Source organism: Alkalihalobacillus sp. MEB130 (assembly GCF_032335535.1).
In the GTDB taxonomy this organism is placed as follows: Bacteria; Bacillota; Bacilli; order Bacillales; family Bacillaceae_D; genus Halalkalibacter.
The window spans coordinates 1-16,823 of record NZ_JAOANA010000039.1; the positions used below are offsets into that span (position 1 = coordinate 1).

Consider the following 16,823-nt stretch of genomic DNA (forward strand, 5'->3'; position numbering starts at 1 on the left):
TACACCGCCATAAGTGCCCATCAAGCTTCGGATAAAAGAATAAATCAACAGAAAAAGGGTTCCAATCATTTTATTTTCATGATTGGAACCCTTTTTTATTATTTTCGGCTAGTTATGTCCCAGCCTCCCTTTTTAAATTCAGGTTTATCACTCAAATTAATTTAACTAATTATATTTCACAATACTCCTAAGTTCTCAATTTCTACCCACTGGCCATCCTGATAAGTGAACTTTGCCAGACTAATAGCCTCTTTTTGATTTGGAGCTGATACTATGCATTCGAAATTCTCTGATTTTAATTGAAAAAGAAACAATGGAGGATGCTTAATGTACTTTCGCAATCCTAGTATTTGTTCCAATTTATTTTCAAATTTTTCAAGGCCGTGAAGGGAATGCTTCTCATCAAACAAATACGTTGCATCCTCCCCTAAATAGTGATCGACTTCCTTATCAAATTCATCCTGGAAGATGACACGTGTAACACAGGAAGGTTGATCTGTCGCAAACACATCCGGTTCTGGATAGGTGAATGAGCGAAAGTCAAACTCTTCCAATAACGCCTCTACTTTTTTAATTTTATTGTTGGTAATCTTAAATTCAAATTCACCTAAACTAGCAACATACATTTCCCCACGCCATTTAACGGTACCGTCATGATGAACTTCCACATCAAATACAGGACAGTCTCCATAACACGGCGTTCTAGAAAAAAAGATTTTCTTGAACATGCTTGCACCTCCTTTACGATTATTTTTTAAGCAGCACTCCAATCACTTGACGCCCTAACGTTTTTAGGTTTGCTATTTACAATTAACAGTTCAATCGCCAACCTCTTATCTTTCTAAAAGTAAAAATTCTTTCAAAACGGTATTCCCTACCCCGTCAGATTCTCTTGGATTGAGTAAATAAGCTAAGAGCGCAGACATATTTCCTGCATTTAATCGACCTTTTCCTTGTTATTGATTTCTTACTTAGTAAGTAGTAAGCCAGCTAAACCCAACAGCTCAGCTGACTTCTTTAAACCTATCTCAACTTAAACCATACTTCCGCATCACTACGGCGCATAAATGCTGCAAGCGGATCTTCATCGTCTTTATCCACAAGAAAATACGTATACCCTTCACGCTCTGCTCCTGTATACATCTCGTTCCACAAGTCCGGTTCTAGCCCTGATACAGAAACAAAATCATCGTATGAATTCCCAGCTGCACTAACTGCATCAAATTGAGCATGGTTCAAATCAAATGGTTCTTCCTCGACTTCATGTACCTTTACATAAAACTTCGCTAACACGTATTCTTGATTGTCACCTGGTTCATCATTAAATGGATTACCTTTTTGAACAAGCTCCCAAGCTTCCTCCCCACTAATAACCTCTAGCATCTCCATTTCTAACTGCACATTTCCATAAAAAAGGTCTCGGTACTCCAAGGATACACGCTCTCCGATTGTAAGTGGGTTGTTACGTGTACCCACTTCATTCGTATCTTCTTCTGAACTCCCTTTTTCGTCTTCTTCATTGTTTACTTCTTCAAAAGTAGCTAACAATTCTTCAGGAGGGGTGTCTGCTGATAACAGTACTCGTAGTTCATGATACGATTCGCGCATATCTTCATCTTCAACGAGTGGACTAAAAATCCAGCCTAATTTTTCTTCATAAACAAAGAATACCAATTCCTCAATTTCACCAGACTCATCTTGAAGTCTTGCTAACGTAAGGATTCCTACTTCTCCATCTTCTTCATGCTCCATTGACTCTATAATGGCAAACTGATTTGCATCAACCGTTGTAATCTCTGATTCTTCTGTAAAACCACTTATAAGATGAAACAGCGGCTGAACGTCTGGGTGAATATAGTCTTCAATAGCCTTATCACGGGCATCCGCATCAGTTGTATAAAACTGTCCAACAAAACTCTTAATCATTTGTTCTTGATCTGTTAAATTACTCTTCTCTTCCATCCAATTGACTTCTGTTGCTGACGGTTCACTTGCTTGAGTTTCACCATCAACCCTTTCAACAGTAGCTTCTTCCCCACAACCAGTAATGATGACTGCAGCAGCTACAACCGACATCAAAAACGCCAATGCTTTTTTCATTTTTATTCCCCCTATGAATATGATTTACATTCATAGGATAGCAAGAAGAAATGACAGCATATTGTCAGCGAACAAACGTTTTATTGATAAATTTCCAGCCAGTCTTTTAACACTTGCTTCATTTTTTCTCGGTAATAAACAGGTTCAAGGATTTCTGCATCTGTTCCGTACTGCATAATCCATTGTAAAAACTCTCGGTCATGATTAAGGGTCACCTCAAATAGCAAGCTCCCATCACTTCTTTCCGTTAATTTTGGTGTTACAAATAACTCCTCTTCCTTTATGTAACGAGCAATAGTCGGCCTAAATAATACTTTAAAGTGAATCTTATCTGTTCCTTGGATAATGGACCACGTATGTCGGAAGTACTCTTTCACATTAAAATCTTTCTTTTTAAATGACTCTTCTGTTTGCTTCACTTCTAGCATTCTGCTTAACCGAAATGTACGAATCCCCTCTTTCTCATGACAGTATGCTATTAAATAGAACCGATGATCACGTGGAATTAAATAATAAGGATCAAGAAATCGTTCAGTCGTTACATCTCGACTTTGAGTGTGATAGACAACCTTGATTGATTTTGAATTCATAATGGCTTGAATGACAGGTGAGAGAAAGTTGGACTGCTCCTCTTGGAAAGCAGGTGTCCCCATTTGAATAATGGAGACCATTTTCTGAAGAACATCTTGCATGTCGCTTTTCTCTTTCTGGTGTGTAGCCATAACCTTTTCATAGGCGGAGTAAAAGTCTGGTGGAATAAGGTGGTTAATAGGATCAAGTATGTTCGGCATCATTCCAAATGCAACTGCCTCGTCTTCAGTCCAATCTAGAGGATAAAGAGAAAAATTCCCTACAAACCGATTCCCTTTCCCATACCCATCGCTCATAATGGGAACACGCGCAGCACTTAACATTTCCAAGTCACGATAGATCGTTCTCTCAGTCGTTTCACACCGTTCGGCTAGCTCCTTTGATTTGATACCCGGGCTTGATTGAATAAGATTAATAATACGAATGAGTCTGATTAGTCGGTCGGACATGGGATCATCCTTTCTATCTTGCAATCTTAATATCTATGTAATAATAACAATACCTTAAGAAGTAACGTTTCTCTTATTGAGAGTATAGACATATACCTTTTTCTTTTTATTCATTCTACATCTTAATCCTCCCTCCTGTATATTTTTAACAATTCATTATTCTAAGAAATAGCCCTTCTTTCATTTAACAAAATAAAAGAAGCAGTGATACTTTTTTAGTTATACTGTCTGTCTCAGAAAAAAAAACACAACCGTTTCCATATTATCCCTTTTTGCGGCATATAGACTGTTCCTCTTCTTTACAGGAAAACAAATCCAAGGACTGCGCATTGATCCATTATCGTTTTCAAGCACGGCAAAGAACTTCTACTCTATGTTTCCTACCATACTTTAGAAAGACAAGTTCAGCGGACGTCTTACTGTGTTGTTCGGTTTTCGCGGCAAGAGCAAGTTGCTAGTTATCACTATTAATAGGTTTGTGATATTAAATTCGTGCTTTAATTTGAGAGGTTAATTGGTTATCTTTACACATTAGGACTACCTATTTTGAATGCACTGGGGCGGTTCGCACCCGATGAAAATGTGCAATTTCTTTTAAAACTTGGAACTAAATTTACCGAAATAAAAAAACACAACCCTCAAAAGCTCTCCAGAACTAGAGAGTTATTGAGGGTTGTTATTAATTCAATTCTGTAACTTAGACATCCACTAAACATCTTTATTGCTTCTACTAAAGATTCCTTTTCGCCAATCCCCCTTCCTTTGTGATCGTATATATCGAATTTATCACCGATTAATCTTCCTATTGGTTCACAGGAAAGTGCTCATCGGACGCTGGACTTCCTCTTTACTTACCCCATTATTCTATCCGGAAGCCAATGGACGAGTTGTGGGAAAATCATGACGATGATGATAACTATCGCATAAAGAATTACGAACGGAATAACTGATCTATACAATTCTTGCATTTTTATATCCGGTGCAACTCCTTTTAATACAAATAAACTTATACCAAATGGAGGAGTAAGATATGCCATACACGCATTTAAAATAAATAACACTCCGTACCATATTGGATCAAAACCTAGGTCTATTACCATTGGCATAAATACCGGTGCCGTCATTAGTAGAATGGCGCCTGGATCAATAAACATTCCTAGGATAAAGAAAATGACTTGCATTCCAATTAAAATTACCCAACGATTGACATCAAAATCTGTAATTAAATTAGCAACCCATGTTCCTACCCCCGTTGCTGAAACAATTCTAGCATATGCTACTGCACCAATAAGCAACCAAAAGACCATTCCATTTAATTTTACTGACATTACAACCATTTTCTTTATATTTGACCAGGTTAACTTCCGTTTAATTCCTGCACAAATGAAAGAACCAATTACACCAACAGCTGCAGCTTCAGTAGGTGTTGCAAGTCCCGTAAAAATAGAAGCCAACACCATGATTATTACAAGAAGAGGAAGAATAACACCTTTTAAAGATTGAAACTTTTCCTTCCAACTGAACCTTGACTCTTTTGGCAAAGCTGGTCCCATTTCTGGTTTGATATAGCTTATAATTATTGCATATCCCATAAAAATAATAGCTGCTAGTAGTCCCGGTATTAAGCCGGCAAAAAAGAGACGTCCTGCGGATACACTAGCTTCCATGGCATAAATAATCATAAGAATGCTTGGTGGAATTAAAATACCAAGAGCACCACCTGCTAAAATGACACCTGATACAAGTCTACTATCATAACCTCTCTTCAACATTGAAGGACGTGCTGTCACACCTAATGTCGCGGTCGCTACTGTTGCAATACCAACCATCGCTCCAAATAATGCACCAATCAAAGTTGTTCCAGCTGCTAACCCACCTTTAATTCCACCAAACCATCGATAGATAGCTTCATATAAGTCATCTGCCAAATCGCTATATCGTAAAATGCCAGCCATTAAGATATACATAGGCAAAGCTGTTAATGTAAACTCAAGTACTCTTCCATAAGAACCTAGAACAAAGCCAACAATACTTGCTTCTCCACTCCAAAAGAAAAAACCTATAATTAAAGAAATTCCGCCCATTGCAAAAGCAACTGGTACACCTAACAAGAGAAACAGTAATAGAGATCCAAAAATAAGTAATGCTAATAATCCACTAGCCACTTAGTCCTCCTCCTCCCATAAACGTTTACCAGTACAAACATTATATATGCTCCTAATTAAATTTATGGTAGCTTGAAGACCAAGTAGCAAACCTCCTATTGGAAGTATTGACCATTTAATCCACAACGAAATGTTTAACCCTGTACTTGCAACCGAACCTGATTCATACAATTGTATAACCCGAGCACCACCGTACCAAACAAGTGCAATAACAATTAACAAAATGAAAATTCCAGTTATAACTTCTACTAAACTTTTGATTCTATCTGAAAACCTCTCATAAAATACATCTACTCGGATATGATCATTATGCAGTAATACGTACCCACCCGTAAGGAAAGCAGCAATACCCGTTAACCATGTTGAAAGGTCAAATCCAAATCTTGTTGGAGAGTTAAAAAAATAGCGCGCAATAACGTCATAAAAAACTACTAAACTCAATAAAGCAAGCACTACTCCCCCTACAATCAGCATAGATTGATTAATTTTAGTAATCGTTTTGACCACTTTCTTCAACATAAATCCTCCTCCCTAGCAAACGATAATGTTATATTGCTAAGAGAAACAATAATTATAGAATTCAATATATAGATACTCAAATAATAATATAGAAAAGGGAGTGCTCACTGCCTCCTCCCTTTTGTATTAATCCTTATGAATCCAGTTATTCTAGTGCTTCTAGCTCATCACGTAAAAGTTCGATAATACGTTTATTGTTTTCACTTAAGTTAGCAAACCTTTCCCAAGCTGCTTGCCCACTCTCTTCCCATTTTTCAACTTCTTCTTCTGGTAACGTAATGACTTCAACTCCGAACCCTTCTGCCATTGAATCGTTATTTTCATTAAAGACTTTTGCACCATCGATTGATTTATGTTCCATTTCTAAACTTACTTCTAGTAGCAAGTCTTGTAGATCTTCAGGAAGTTTGTTCCAAGCTTGTTGGCTTGCTAAGGTAATCATAAAGATAGAGCTATAAACGGGTGGTTTAATCATATAACCTGCTACTTCATGATAGTTGAACGTTTCAATATTATGGTAAGGTGTTCCGGTAGCATTAATTGTTCCTCTTTGCAATGCTTCATAACTTTCTACAACACTAACATTTGCGGGTGCAGCTCCCATTTCATCATACCAAGCATTCCATAAATTTCCGCCAGCTCTTATGAGTAACCCGTTAAAATCTTCATATTTTCGAATTGGTTCGTTACTAATAAATCCATATTCTCCAGTTGGTCCATACATGAGAATTTTAGCCCCATAGTCTTCAATTTCCTGATCTAGTATATCTCCTATCTCTGAATCTTTTAGTATTCTGTATCCAAACTCATCGTTAGGTGACCAAAATGGAAGTGTAGAAAATGTTGCCGAGGATACTACATCTCCAAAGAACCCCGGTGATGCTAAGGCAAAATCAACTGTACCTGCTGCTAATGCATCTAACAATTCATTTTGAGGAACTAGCGAATTACTATAAGACTTTTCAAAAGTGATTCTTCCTTCTGATCTTGCTTCAACCTCTTCAACAAATTCTTCAACCATGTAGTGAGCAGCTTCATAATCCCACGATGCCGGAGGAAATGCCGAAGTATAGGAAAAGCGAAATGTTTCATCTGAATTATTCGTTTCTGTACTTGTACTATCTTGTCCTCCTGAGTTTGTTGATCCACTTTCTGACGATGAACAGGCAGCTAAAAAACCAAAAATAAACACTAATAAACTAATAAAAAACACTTTACTCTTGCTTTTTGTAATCTGTCCCATAATTCCCCTCCAAGTCTTTTTTGGTAACGCTTACAACTAATTGAATCCTTTTATACTCTTTCTACATCCTTTACTTTTTTATCCAATCCGTATAGCTTTACAGCATTCTTAGCAAAGATTTTTTCCTTCATTTCTTTTGGAAATGCAGCCAACGTCAACTTCGGATTATCGTTGTCATAATGAGGATAATCTGATGAAAACATAACCATATTCTCAGCGCCACACATTTGAAATATTTGTACGAGATGTTGTGGATCTGCTGGTTCTTCAATAGGTTGCGTCGTTAAATATATGTGATCTTTTATATATTCTGAGGGGAGTCGCTTTAACCAAGGTACAGTGTCTCGCAACGCTTTATAATTTTTGTCCATTCTCCACATTAAATGTGGCAACCAAGAAATCCCTCCTTCAACTGCAACAAATTTTAGATGTGGGAACTTTTCAAACACTCCTTCACATACCAAACTATTAACTTGACCCATGAAATTTAGTGGCAGGATATTTTCCCACTCCATAAACCTTGTCGGATATCCTGCAGGTGTCGGAGGTGGAGTCGGTCCTAACCCTTCATTTCCAGGATGAATAGCTACAGGCAACCCATTGCGCTCAGCCGCTTCATAAATTGGATGATAAAAACGCTGTCCGAGTGGTAGTCTAGAAGCACTAGACATAATAATTTGTACCATGTCCGGATGACTCGCCATTCGGTTAATTTCTTTTACAGCAGCCTCAGGATCTGAAACGTTTACATGAATCGATCCTTTGTAATGCGGACTAACTTTCAACCAATGTTCTACCGTCCAATCATTAAGAGCTCTTGCTAGGACTGAACCATAATCAGGGTCATAAACAAGAGAGATCGCATTCATCACAGGAGTTCCTGTCAAAATTGCGTAATCAATTTGATTGTTTTTAATGTGGTGTTCTAGTAAAAAGTGTGGGTCACTTGCCGGCTTCACACCTTCAGCAGGATCTGCATCCTTCCGATATAAGCCAATAGATGTAAATGTTTTAGCTCCTTCAGTGCCAACACCACCTTCTAACCACTGTTGGTGCCATACTTTAGGGAGAAAAGGAAGAAGCTCTTTTGGATCAGCCATGGAGTTATGGACATCTGTATCAATTAATCGCGGTTCTACACCCATCTTCTCACCCCTTACATATAAAAAAGCTACTTACAAAACTATCGATTGAGAAAAACATATAACTTTTCCCCATCTTGTTCTATTGGAAAGTTTCGAAGGCGAACATTTGGATCGACAAGATGTTGGCCCGTCTTCAAGTCAAACTCCCATCCATGCCACGGACAACGTAATATTTCCTGATCTCTTCCATATTCGTAATTGTAGACCATTGATGGTAAGCGTGTACCACAGACTACACCTTGACAAACAGGTGCCGCTGCATGAGGACAATAATTGCGCCACGCATAGTATTCTCCATCAACTAAATAAATTCCTATTTCAATCCCTTTTACTTCTACAATTTTAGGTTTTTTATTATGAATCTCCTTTATGTTCGCAACTTCATATTTTTTCATAGTACTCCCCCTCCTTCAGGGACTTTTTCATACAACCTATAAAGCTGCATTGCATTTTTAGCGGCTATTTTTTCTTTCATTTTTCTTGGAAATGGTGCAAGGGCCATCTTTGGATTATCATTATCCCAATGAGCATAATCCGACGAAAACATAACGATGTCTTCAGCCCCAGTCATCTCAAATATTTGGACAAGATGCTTGGGATCAGAAGGTTCTTCTATTGGCTGAGTTGTTAAGTAAACATGCTCTTTTATATATTGTGATGGCAGCTTTTTCAACCAAGGTACTGTGTCTCGTAGCGCTTTATAGTTTTTATCCATTCTCCACATTAAATGTGGCAGCCAAGATATTCCTCCTTCAATTGCAACAAACTTTAAATTTGGAAACTTTTCAAACACTCCTTCACAAACTAAACTATTAATATGTCCCATAAAGTTTAAAGGTAATATGTTCTCCCATTCCATAAATCTAGTTGGGTATCCTGCTGGAGTAGGTGCATGTGTTGGGCCTAATCCTTCCGCTCCTGGATGGACAGCAACAGGTAATCCATTTCGTTCTGCGGCTTCATAGATAGAATGATAATACCTTTGCCCGAAAGGAAGTCGTGCAGCACTACACATAATGACTTGAACCATATTAGGATGAGATGCCATTCGATCAATTTCTTTCACAGCTGCTACAGGATCTGAGAAATTCACATGTATCGAACCTTTATATCTTGGATCAACTTTAAGCCATTTTTCTACCATCCAATCATTTATAGCTATAGCTAACGCATTACCATAATCAGGATCGTACATGAGTGAAATAGCATTCATATACGGAGTCCCCGTTAGAATAGCGTAGTCAATATTGTAAGGGTCAATATGATGCTTTATAAGGAATTCAGGATCACTTGCTGGTCTGCCGCCATTTGGAGGAATAGCATCTTTTCTTACGAGTCCTACTGAGCTAAATGGTTTCCCACCAATTTCAAAACCACTTTCAATATATTGTTGATGCCATACTTTTGGTAAAAAAGGTAGTAACTCTTTCGGATCATTTAAAGAATTATGCACATCTGTATCAATTAATCTAGGCTCTTCTCCCATTCGTTTTGCCCCTTCCGAAGTTTTAATTTTTGTTTTTTTCAACCCATTCCCTCATTGAACGAAAAATGATCCATACAGACGTTGCACCTGCATCTTGATGTCCTATTGCTCGTTCTCCAAGTGTTTTAGCTCTCCCAAACTTTGGATATTGCTCTTTTGTTTTCTCTACCCCTTCTTTGGCACTTTTCTCCGCAGACTTTAATCCATCTATTAGACATAATGACTGACTTACACTTTCTTTTAATGCTTCAACTGCAGGTTCTAGTGCATCAACCATCGTTTTGTCCCCTATTTCTGCTTTACCACGCAATTTCACTTCTTTTAAAGCGCTTTCACAAATTCTTGTTAACGACTCCAAATTTAACTGTTCTATCAAAGGTGCTTTTTTTACACCTCCTAGAAACATGGTTCCAAATATTACGCCTGATGCTCCTCCCATTGAATTAATCATTGCCATACCAGTTGTTTTAAATATATCGTTGATGGAAGACAATTCTGTCTCATTTAACCTTTTGGAAGCAGCTGTGAACCCAACAGACATTCCAATACCATGATCACCATCACCTATCGCGCCATCCACCTCTGTTAACAATGGTTTATTTTCTATGATTTTTTTACTTATATAATTAAACATCAGACATGTTTGTTCTACGGTTAACGAATTTGCCATAAGACCACTCCTATTTCCCTTTTCTCATATAAAATGGGGAATACGCGGGTACATCAAAGTACTTCTTTAATTCATCATCTAGTTTTAATAATGAAATCGACATCCCGCCCATTTCCTGCGTGGTACAAAAATTACCAATATCTGTATTGTATACACGAATGTTACGTTCCTCTAATATTTGAGCGATTCTTCGATTAACAATCATTAGTTCCATCGGTGTAGTAGAACCTAACCCATTAACTAGAACACAAACTTCCTCATTATTCTCTAAAGGCATTTCATTAAAAATGTAAGTAAGCATTTTGTCTGTTAATTCATCAGCTTTTAATAACTTTGTTCTGTGGACACCTGGTTCACCATGAATTCCCATTCCGAATTCCATTTCATCGTCTGCAAGCTCGAAAGTTGGAAGTCCCGTATTCGGAATGGTACCTGGTGTTAAAGCGATACCAACTGTTCGTATTGAATCACTTGCTTTTTGAGCAATTCTAGCAACTTCCTCTAATGACAACCCTTGCTCAGCTGCAGCTCCGGCTATCTTGTAAACATATAATGCACCTGCAATCCCTCTGCGCTCTTCTGAACGTTCAATTGGTGCAGAAACTACATCATCACAAACACTTACCGTTTTAACTGTAAGCCCTTCCATCTCTGCTAGTTCCGCACCCATTTCGAAGTTCATCACATCTCCTGCATAGTTGATAATAATGTGTAAAACGCCTTTTCCTGAGTCAACTGCTTTTGTCACTTCATGTACATTATTTGGTGTGGGCGCTGCAAAAACATTTCCTACTGCAACTCCATCAGCCAACCCTTCTCCAACGTAACCAAGAAAAAGGGGCTCATGACCACTGCCTCCACCAATAACAATCCCTACTTTTTCTTTTTTGTTCTTTCGTACGACTCCATTTACGCCATCTATTTTTCTATATTCATCTCCATAAGCTGCCATAAATCCATCTAACATCTCTTCGACTACTTGTTCTTGATTATTAATAATTTTTTTCATCAAATACTCCTCTCTATTTCCATTGTGACAATGCTGTTAAAAAGGTTGAAATATTTCAATATTGTTACAATTCATGATATAGTATCTCTTACTATAAAGTAAAATTATCATTTTTAATATTTAATTCACTTTCACTTATGTATAATTTAAATAAATTCATTTTCCACTTTAACATTTACGTGATTTAAACAGGAGGAACATATGAACATTGAACAGCTTGAATACATTGTTGAAGTTGCTAAAACAAACTCTGTCTCTATTGCCTCACAAAATTTGCATGTTTCTCAATCGGCTATCAGTCAGTCCATTTCACGGTTTGAATTAGAATTTGGAGTCAAAATATTTAAACGATCACGACTTGGAACCCATCCTACAAAAGAAGGGAGAAGGGTAATAAAAAAAGCCTATGAAATATTATTAAAAATCAATGAATTAGAACAAGATACCAAAATTCACAAGAAACAACTAACCGGAAATTTAAGGGTATCTGTTACTCCTAATATGATGTTAGTCATTTTCGAAACACTAGCCGCTTTTAAAAAAGAGCAACCTTACGTAAATATTGAAATTCTAGAAAAGGGTTCATACAATATTTTAGAAGATTTAAAACAAAAGAAGACAGACATAGGTCTTCTCAACATAAATAATGAACTACTTAATTCAGATGGACATTTTGATTTCGAAAAACTTGTTTATGGTAGAGTTACTGTCTTCGTTGGAAAGAAACATCCGTTAAGTGTTAAAGATACCTTAACAACAGATGAAATTGTTCAGAACCCACTTGTTTTATTTAAAAGTACCTATATTTCTCGTATTGTTGATAAATTAGCTAATAAGTATAATAAACTGAATATCCTTTTTACTTCTGACAGTAATGATCTTATAAAAAAAGCCATTACTGAAGGAATGGGAATTGGCATTGGCACGGATCATATGATAAAGTTTGATCCACATATTATAAATGGGGAAATAATTACTTTAAATATTATTGACTTTGAAGATAAAGAAGATCTTTATTTCGGCTGGACAAAATTAAAAGGTGCTCCAGTTTCTCCAGCAGCCAAAGTCTTTATTCACCATTTAAAATCGCAAATAGACTACAAAGGAATTGGGCTTTAAGTATGCTAAGTTAAAAATAACCCCAAACAATTGGAAAAACGCTCTCAATGCTATGATAATACTGACTAAATAAAAAGGAGTGATTTAAGTTAATTGGTTCACATCAATCAGTTCATATTTAAATTGTTCAAGAACATACTTTGCTCTACCTTCGTAGTTGTGAGTATCTAGCCCCACTGTTTGAAATGCGGTTATTCCGCAAAAGTCACGCAAAGTTCTGGTGATTGCGGCGCTGACTTAGTTTGGAAACAGCGGGACGGTTCTTACGCTCCATTTTCTTGTAAAAGAAGTAAGAGAACCGTTCCCTTGCATCCAAATCCTCTACCACCATCCCCTAACTATATAAAGTATCTGCAGGACTCGGGTTACATGATCCTCACTTCTTACTTAAGACTGCAACTATATTGCGCTCTTTACAACTATTACTCTACAAAGTAAAAAAATCCTAGCAACTATAAAGTCCTAAGCCTAATAAATCTTATTTATATAATTCTAGCCTTTTGAGATCGATAATGAATTCTCCTTGTTTAAGAATATGGCTGCTCGCCGTCTAATCTCAATTACAATTTCCTCGTTTTTCGTATGGTACACAAGTGTTCCTGGCATTGCTCGGAGTAATTCATTTGTGGCTTCTTGCGCGTCAGGTATAGGTCTAATTAAAGATACTTCATCAACATACTTTTTATCCCCATCAATATGTGACTCTAAAATGTTTAGTAATACATATTGATCCGGATAAATCTTTTGAACCTCTTCCCACTTCATAATGCCACCTCCAAATACTTGGTTACTTTATTTTATCATAAGGTTTTTTTAGAATTCTCAATCACAATTTTATCTTTACGAAAAAGTGCCTGTCCCCACCTGAATTATGTTGATATGGTTTCGCGATAATTCGGGTAGTACAGGCACTTAAACCTCACTCTAACAATTACTTCATTCCCTCACTTCCTACTCCTCACCCCACCGTCTCAACATTAATGATCGAAACTGTGCGGTTCTCGATAAATTCCCAAAAACAATTCCTTTTGAGTAAGGGACATGAATACCAATTTTGTTACAGAAGATAATAAGCGATTGCTCTGGTCCTCCTGCTTCTACTCGGTCGACATGATAATGAGAGACCCAATGACACATCTCATTTTTTGGTGACTCTAATGGAAAGAAAAAGATTCGTTGAATTTCACTAATGCAAATAGGAATCTTTGATTGATACCCTGTTACTGCGATGGTTGAATCCTTTCTTCCAGCAAATGTTGAACCATTGTAGCAACAAGAATCTTTTAAAATCATTCTTGGGCTTTTCTCAACTATATAACTCGTTAATTCTTCCGTTACCATCGAATGCAAATTTCCGTATTCGTCATGTATAGGAGAAATCAGCATTGTCTCTCTTGTAATAAGGTATTCACTTAGTTTCTTCAAATCTTATACACTCTCCTTTTGTTATAATGTTTTCATTTGTTACCAAAAGGAGTATACTCAACATGAGTGGAGCATACTCCATCTCTCTGATCCCTTAGGGAAGCTTTGCGACGGCGACCTAAGGGGTTTTTCGTATGTATTTACATGAAATTCACCCCCTTTCGAGATTGAGTTTCGAGCCATGTTGCTAGGTTTAGAATGTTTTTCTGTGAGTTTTCGAGGATTGTGAAGTCATCTTTGACACTTTTTCGGCTGTTAAACGTGCTCCAGATTGGGTTTGTTGTTGAAAAATCAATCATGGATAAAGCCATCATCCTTGTTTCGAGTTCCTTCATTTTTTCAGAAAATGTCATGTGTGATGTGTCTTTGATGGCAAAATAAGCAAGCGCATGTAAGAGAGGGAATGATGAAAGAATGGTTTTGTTGTACATCCCGATTGTATGCGGATCTTCTAGTTTAAATAAAAAGTCAAACCAGCGTGTCACTAGTTGGACATGTTCGTCTTTTGTCAGGCTTGACTCGATTTGACCTTTAGGGATTTTAATTAAAAGATCCTCTTTAATAAAGACAGCTATTAGTTTTCTAAGCTGCGATAACGATAGAAGGTTTTCGTTGACTGGTTTAATAACGGCACGTTTCTCCATTTCAACTCCAGCTCTTTGCAAGTTTTCATTTTGTTCTAAAACATCATTTGTTATTCGATTAATCTCGCTTCGTGAGTCATAGGAAATTAGTTTTGACAAGGCTACCTTCTTCCCTTTTGTATTGAAGTCAATGTACAGTTGATTAACAGTATCTGTTGATAAACCTTCAAACCATTGAACAGAGACACACCCTTTATCAATAAAGTCTCTAATTTTCTCTCCTAGCCAAATTTCTTCTACTTCTTCGCTTGAGAGCTTCTCTTTTACGAGCTGCCGAAGCTGACATAAAGCCTTAACTCGTACACTCCCATCTATTACGGTTAAAACGGTATCATCCAACAGCGATGACGAGGTACTGCTGTTTACGATCAGTGGCGGGATGTAAATATTCCCTTCTATGTTGTTTTCAATATACTTTTTAAATAGCCTTACTCGGTACTGATTTGGTTCCCGATACTGTAGTTGTTTTGTTTCAACGAGTTGAATAAGATCTTTTATATTCAAAACGATCATGTTTTGCTTAATTTGCTTGTGTATTTGCACGAATCACACCTCTTTCCTCTGTAATGATAGTTAAAAACGTCTCGGTTAAATAACTCACCGCTGAACTACTCGATAGCCTTGATAACTTCTTTTTCTGTTCGTCATAATAAGGGGCAAAAAGAGGATCTGCGTGCTTCCATGAACAGTGAGATTTGAGGATTGTGAGTGAGTGAATGGCTTCTTTATGAGTCAAGTGTTGTTGTTTTGTTAAATAGAAAACAGTGAGAGCAAGTGATACTTGTACACTTGTCATTCCACATACAAATTTATTCCGATTATTCATTTCTCGTGGAAACATTTCGGTCCAAATGGTAAAAAACAGTAAAGAGGTCGCTTCTACTTCTAGGGGATTAATGTTTCTGTAGTAGGGTTGTCCTTCTTTATAACGTACATTCCCTTCGTAAAGGGCAATCAGACACTTTCTCATTGTAGCTAAACTTGTGAGGGCGCTGTTTTGATTTGTGAGTCTAGATGAGGTTTCTTCAATTTCATATTTCACTTTCAGCTGCGAACTAATTTGCTTAACGAGTGCAGAATAGGCGTCACGTTTATCATATTTAATCACAATACCTGAATGGACATCCTTACGTTCCATATTGAGATCCGTGAATAACTGCCGTTCTGCGGTTTGGTCAATATCTAAGTAGATTTGTATGGATATTTGATAGTTTCGTAAATGATGAATGATGTTATCTACTTTTTTAATTTCGACATCATTTTTTGAGTATGTCTCTAACTGAACTTTGTGCATTTCCATTTTTTGAATCGCCAGCCTTAGTCCGGAAGCACGATGTTGACCATCAATAATATAAAGTTTGTTTCCTGGAGTAATCGTCCATTTATCACCTTTTGCTTCAATCGCTCCCCTAGCCGAAAAGATAAACGGTGAAAAATAAAACGTACCATCTTGCATCGTGTCAAGAATAAATTCACTAATCTCATTGCGCTTGCGCACGTCCAGCTTCCTCTGAACAAGATCATCAATTTCAAAAAGTGTGTCCAAGTAAAAGAAGGGGATTTGAGTAACCAAAATGTCTTTCGCAAATTGTGTGTAGCTGTGTCCATTTAACGTACTAGTTACATCATTGTTCATTGTTTTCACCACCTCAAGGCTCAGTATACAAGTATTTACAATTTTCTTGCAATTGTTATTTAGCCGGTTGAAAAAGGTTTCCTGTATGATAATCTCACTAACTTTTACCGTTTTCGAATCAAGCTCTATAATGTGTATCGTTTTCATTTATCATTCAAATGAGTTCGCTACGTTTCGTTTTTAACCCGTTACTTTTTCGCTTTTTACGTATACGCTAGTTTATAACCTCGTACTCACACGTATTTAGTTCGTTTCAGTTTTTGTTGAATTTTGTCTAAATAATTCATTTAAGGTGAAAGTAATTTACTTTCGTGACTTTAGGTGCGTCTTCTCATTCGTTTTAGATACATGAGTGATGTTTGCTTCTCGTGTTTTATTTGTTTATTACAAGTTAGATTACCTATAAGGATCAAAGTCTTGAACCAACCATTATATCCCTTTTTTCATGACGACAGATTTCCTTACATACTATTTCAAAACTCATAGTTACATCCTTATAAATGCTAATTTAATAATGTACAGATATGATTACATAAGAATGTACAGTTTGCTGGTGTACATGCATACTTAAGTCTGAGGTGGAGAAGATGCATGTACAGTTGAACTTAACGACATCTATAGA

17 protein-coding genes are annotated in these 16,823 nt (G+C 37.0%); 2 read left to right on the top strand and 15 right to left on the bottom strand.

Annotated elements, in window-relative coordinates; translation table 11 throughout:
• Positions 1-176: 176 nt before the first annotated feature.
• The 3 genes from N0O92_RS22615 to N0O92_RS22625 all read right to left on the bottom strand — a co-directional run bounded on the left by N0O92_RS22615 (position 177) and on the right by N0O92_RS22625 (position 3,140).
• Positions 177-728 carry a DUF6438 domain-containing protein gene (locus N0O92_RS22615; RefSeq protein ID WP_315617222.1) on the bottom strand — a complete coding sequence of 184 codons (552 nt, stop codon included), beginning with the start codon at positions 726-728 and terminating at the stop codon, positions 177-179.
• Between the two features lie 295 nt (positions 729-1,023).
• Positions 1,024-2,100 (bottom strand): hypothetical protein, encoded by a 1,077-nt coding sequence (locus tag N0O92_RS22620; protein WP_315617224.1) that lies wholly within the window; start codon positions 2,098-2,100, stop codon positions 1,024-1,026.
• Between the two features lie 80 nt (positions 2,101-2,180).
• Positions 2,181-3,140 (bottom strand): helix-turn-helix transcriptional regulator, encoded by a 960-nt coding sequence (locus N0O92_RS22625; RefSeq protein WP_315617226.1) that lies wholly within the window; start codon positions 3,138-3,140, stop codon positions 2,181-2,183.
• 339 nt (positions 3,141-3,479) lie between these two features.
• Between N0O92_RS22625 and N0O92_RS23865 the strand changes: the two genes are divergently transcribed.
• Positions 3,480-3,611 carry a hypothetical protein gene (locus N0O92_RS23865; protein ID WP_396334573.1) on the top strand — a complete coding sequence of 44 codons (132 nt, stop codon included), beginning with the start codon at positions 3,480-3,482 and terminating at the stop codon, positions 3,609-3,611.
• 380 nt (positions 3,612-3,991) lie between these two features.
• On the opposite strand, the gene N0O92_RS22630 is transcribed toward N0O92_RS23865, so the two are convergent.
• The 8 genes from N0O92_RS22630 to N0O92_RS22665 all read right to left on the bottom strand — a co-directional run bounded on the left by N0O92_RS22630 (position 3,992) and on the right by N0O92_RS22665 (position 11,377).
• Positions 3,992-5,305 carry a TRAP transporter large permease gene (locus N0O92_RS22630; protein ID WP_315617228.1) on the bottom strand — a complete coding sequence of 438 codons (1,314 nt, stop codon included), beginning with the start codon at positions 5,303-5,305 and terminating at the stop codon, positions 3,992-3,994.
• Positions 5,306-5,824, bottom strand: coding sequence for a TRAP transporter small permease subunit (locus N0O92_RS22635; protein ID WP_315617230.1), 519 nt, complete (start codon positions 5,822-5,824; stop codon positions 5,306-5,308).
• Between the two features lie 145 nt (positions 5,825-5,969).
• Complete coding sequence (locus N0O92_RS22640) at positions 5,970-7,067, bottom strand: TRAP transporter substrate-binding protein (RefSeq protein ID WP_315617232.1); 1,098 nt, start codon at positions 7,065-7,067, stop codon at positions 5,970-5,972.
• Positions 7,068-7,117: 50 nt separating this feature from the next.
• Entirely contained in the window at positions 7,118-8,212 is a 1,095-nt protein-coding gene (locus N0O92_RS22645) for an amidohydrolase family protein (protein WP_315617234.1), read from the bottom strand.
• A gap of 38 nt (positions 8,213-8,250) precedes the next feature.
• The gene (locus N0O92_RS22650; RefSeq protein ID WP_315617236.1) at positions 8,251-8,607 is read right to left on the bottom strand and encodes a Rieske (2Fe-2S) protein; all 357 of its coding nucleotides are present in this window, start codon (positions 8,605-8,607) and stop codon (positions 8,251-8,253) included.
• On the bottom strand, positions 8,604-9,740 hold the full coding sequence (locus tag N0O92_RS22655) for an amidohydrolase family protein (protein ID WP_315617238.1): 1,137 nt from the start codon (positions 9,738-9,740) through the stop codon (positions 8,604-8,606). The genes N0O92_RS22650 and N0O92_RS22655 overlap by 4 nt, the downstream gene beginning before the upstream one ends.
• Positions 9,721-10,368, bottom strand: a complete 648-nt coding sequence (gene dhaL, locus N0O92_RS22660) for a dihydroxyacetone kinase subunit DhaL (RefSeq protein WP_315617240.1) — start codon at positions 10,366-10,368, stop codon at positions 9,721-9,723. The genes N0O92_RS22655 and dhaL overlap by 20 nt, the downstream gene beginning before the upstream one ends.
• A gap of 10 nt (positions 10,369-10,378) precedes the next feature.
• Positions 10,379-11,377: a dihydroxyacetone kinase subunit DhaK gene (locus N0O92_RS22665; RefSeq protein ID WP_315617242.1), complete on the bottom strand. Its 999-nt coding sequence runs from the start codon at positions 11,375-11,377 to the stop codon at positions 10,379-10,381.
• A 201-nt stretch (positions 11,378-11,578) separates the two neighbouring features.
• Between N0O92_RS22665 and N0O92_RS22670 the strand changes: the two genes are divergently transcribed.
• Complete coding sequence (locus N0O92_RS22670; protein ID WP_315617244.1) at positions 11,579-12,496, top strand: LysR family transcriptional regulator; 918 nt, start codon at positions 11,579-11,581, stop codon at positions 12,494-12,496.
• Between the two features lie 492 nt (positions 12,497-12,988).
• On the opposite strand, the gene N0O92_RS22675 is transcribed toward N0O92_RS22670, so the two are convergent.
• The 4 genes from N0O92_RS22675 to N0O92_RS22690 form a co-directional block, all read right to left on the bottom strand.
• Positions 12,989-13,261: a hypothetical protein gene (locus N0O92_RS22675; RefSeq protein WP_315617246.1), complete on the bottom strand. Its 273-nt coding sequence runs from the start codon at positions 13,259-13,261 to the stop codon at positions 12,989-12,991.
• Positions 13,262-13,447: 186 nt separating this feature from the next.
• Complete coding sequence (locus tag N0O92_RS22680; protein WP_315617248.1) at positions 13,448-13,921, bottom strand: competence protein ComK; 474 nt, start codon at positions 13,919-13,921, stop codon at positions 13,448-13,450.
• 140 nt (positions 13,922-14,061) lie between these two features.
• On the bottom strand, positions 14,062-15,108 hold the full coding sequence (locus tag N0O92_RS22685; RefSeq protein ID WP_315617250.1) for a DNA sulfur modification protein DndB: 1,047 nt from the start codon (positions 15,106-15,108) through the stop codon (positions 14,062-14,064).
• Positions 15,086-16,201: a DNA sulfur modification protein DndB gene (locus N0O92_RS22690; RefSeq protein ID WP_315617252.1), complete on the bottom strand. Its 1,116-nt coding sequence runs from the start codon at positions 16,199-16,201 to the stop codon at positions 15,086-15,088. The genes N0O92_RS22685 and N0O92_RS22690 overlap by 23 nt, the downstream gene beginning before the upstream one ends.
• Positions 16,202-16,823: the final 622 nt, after the last annotated feature.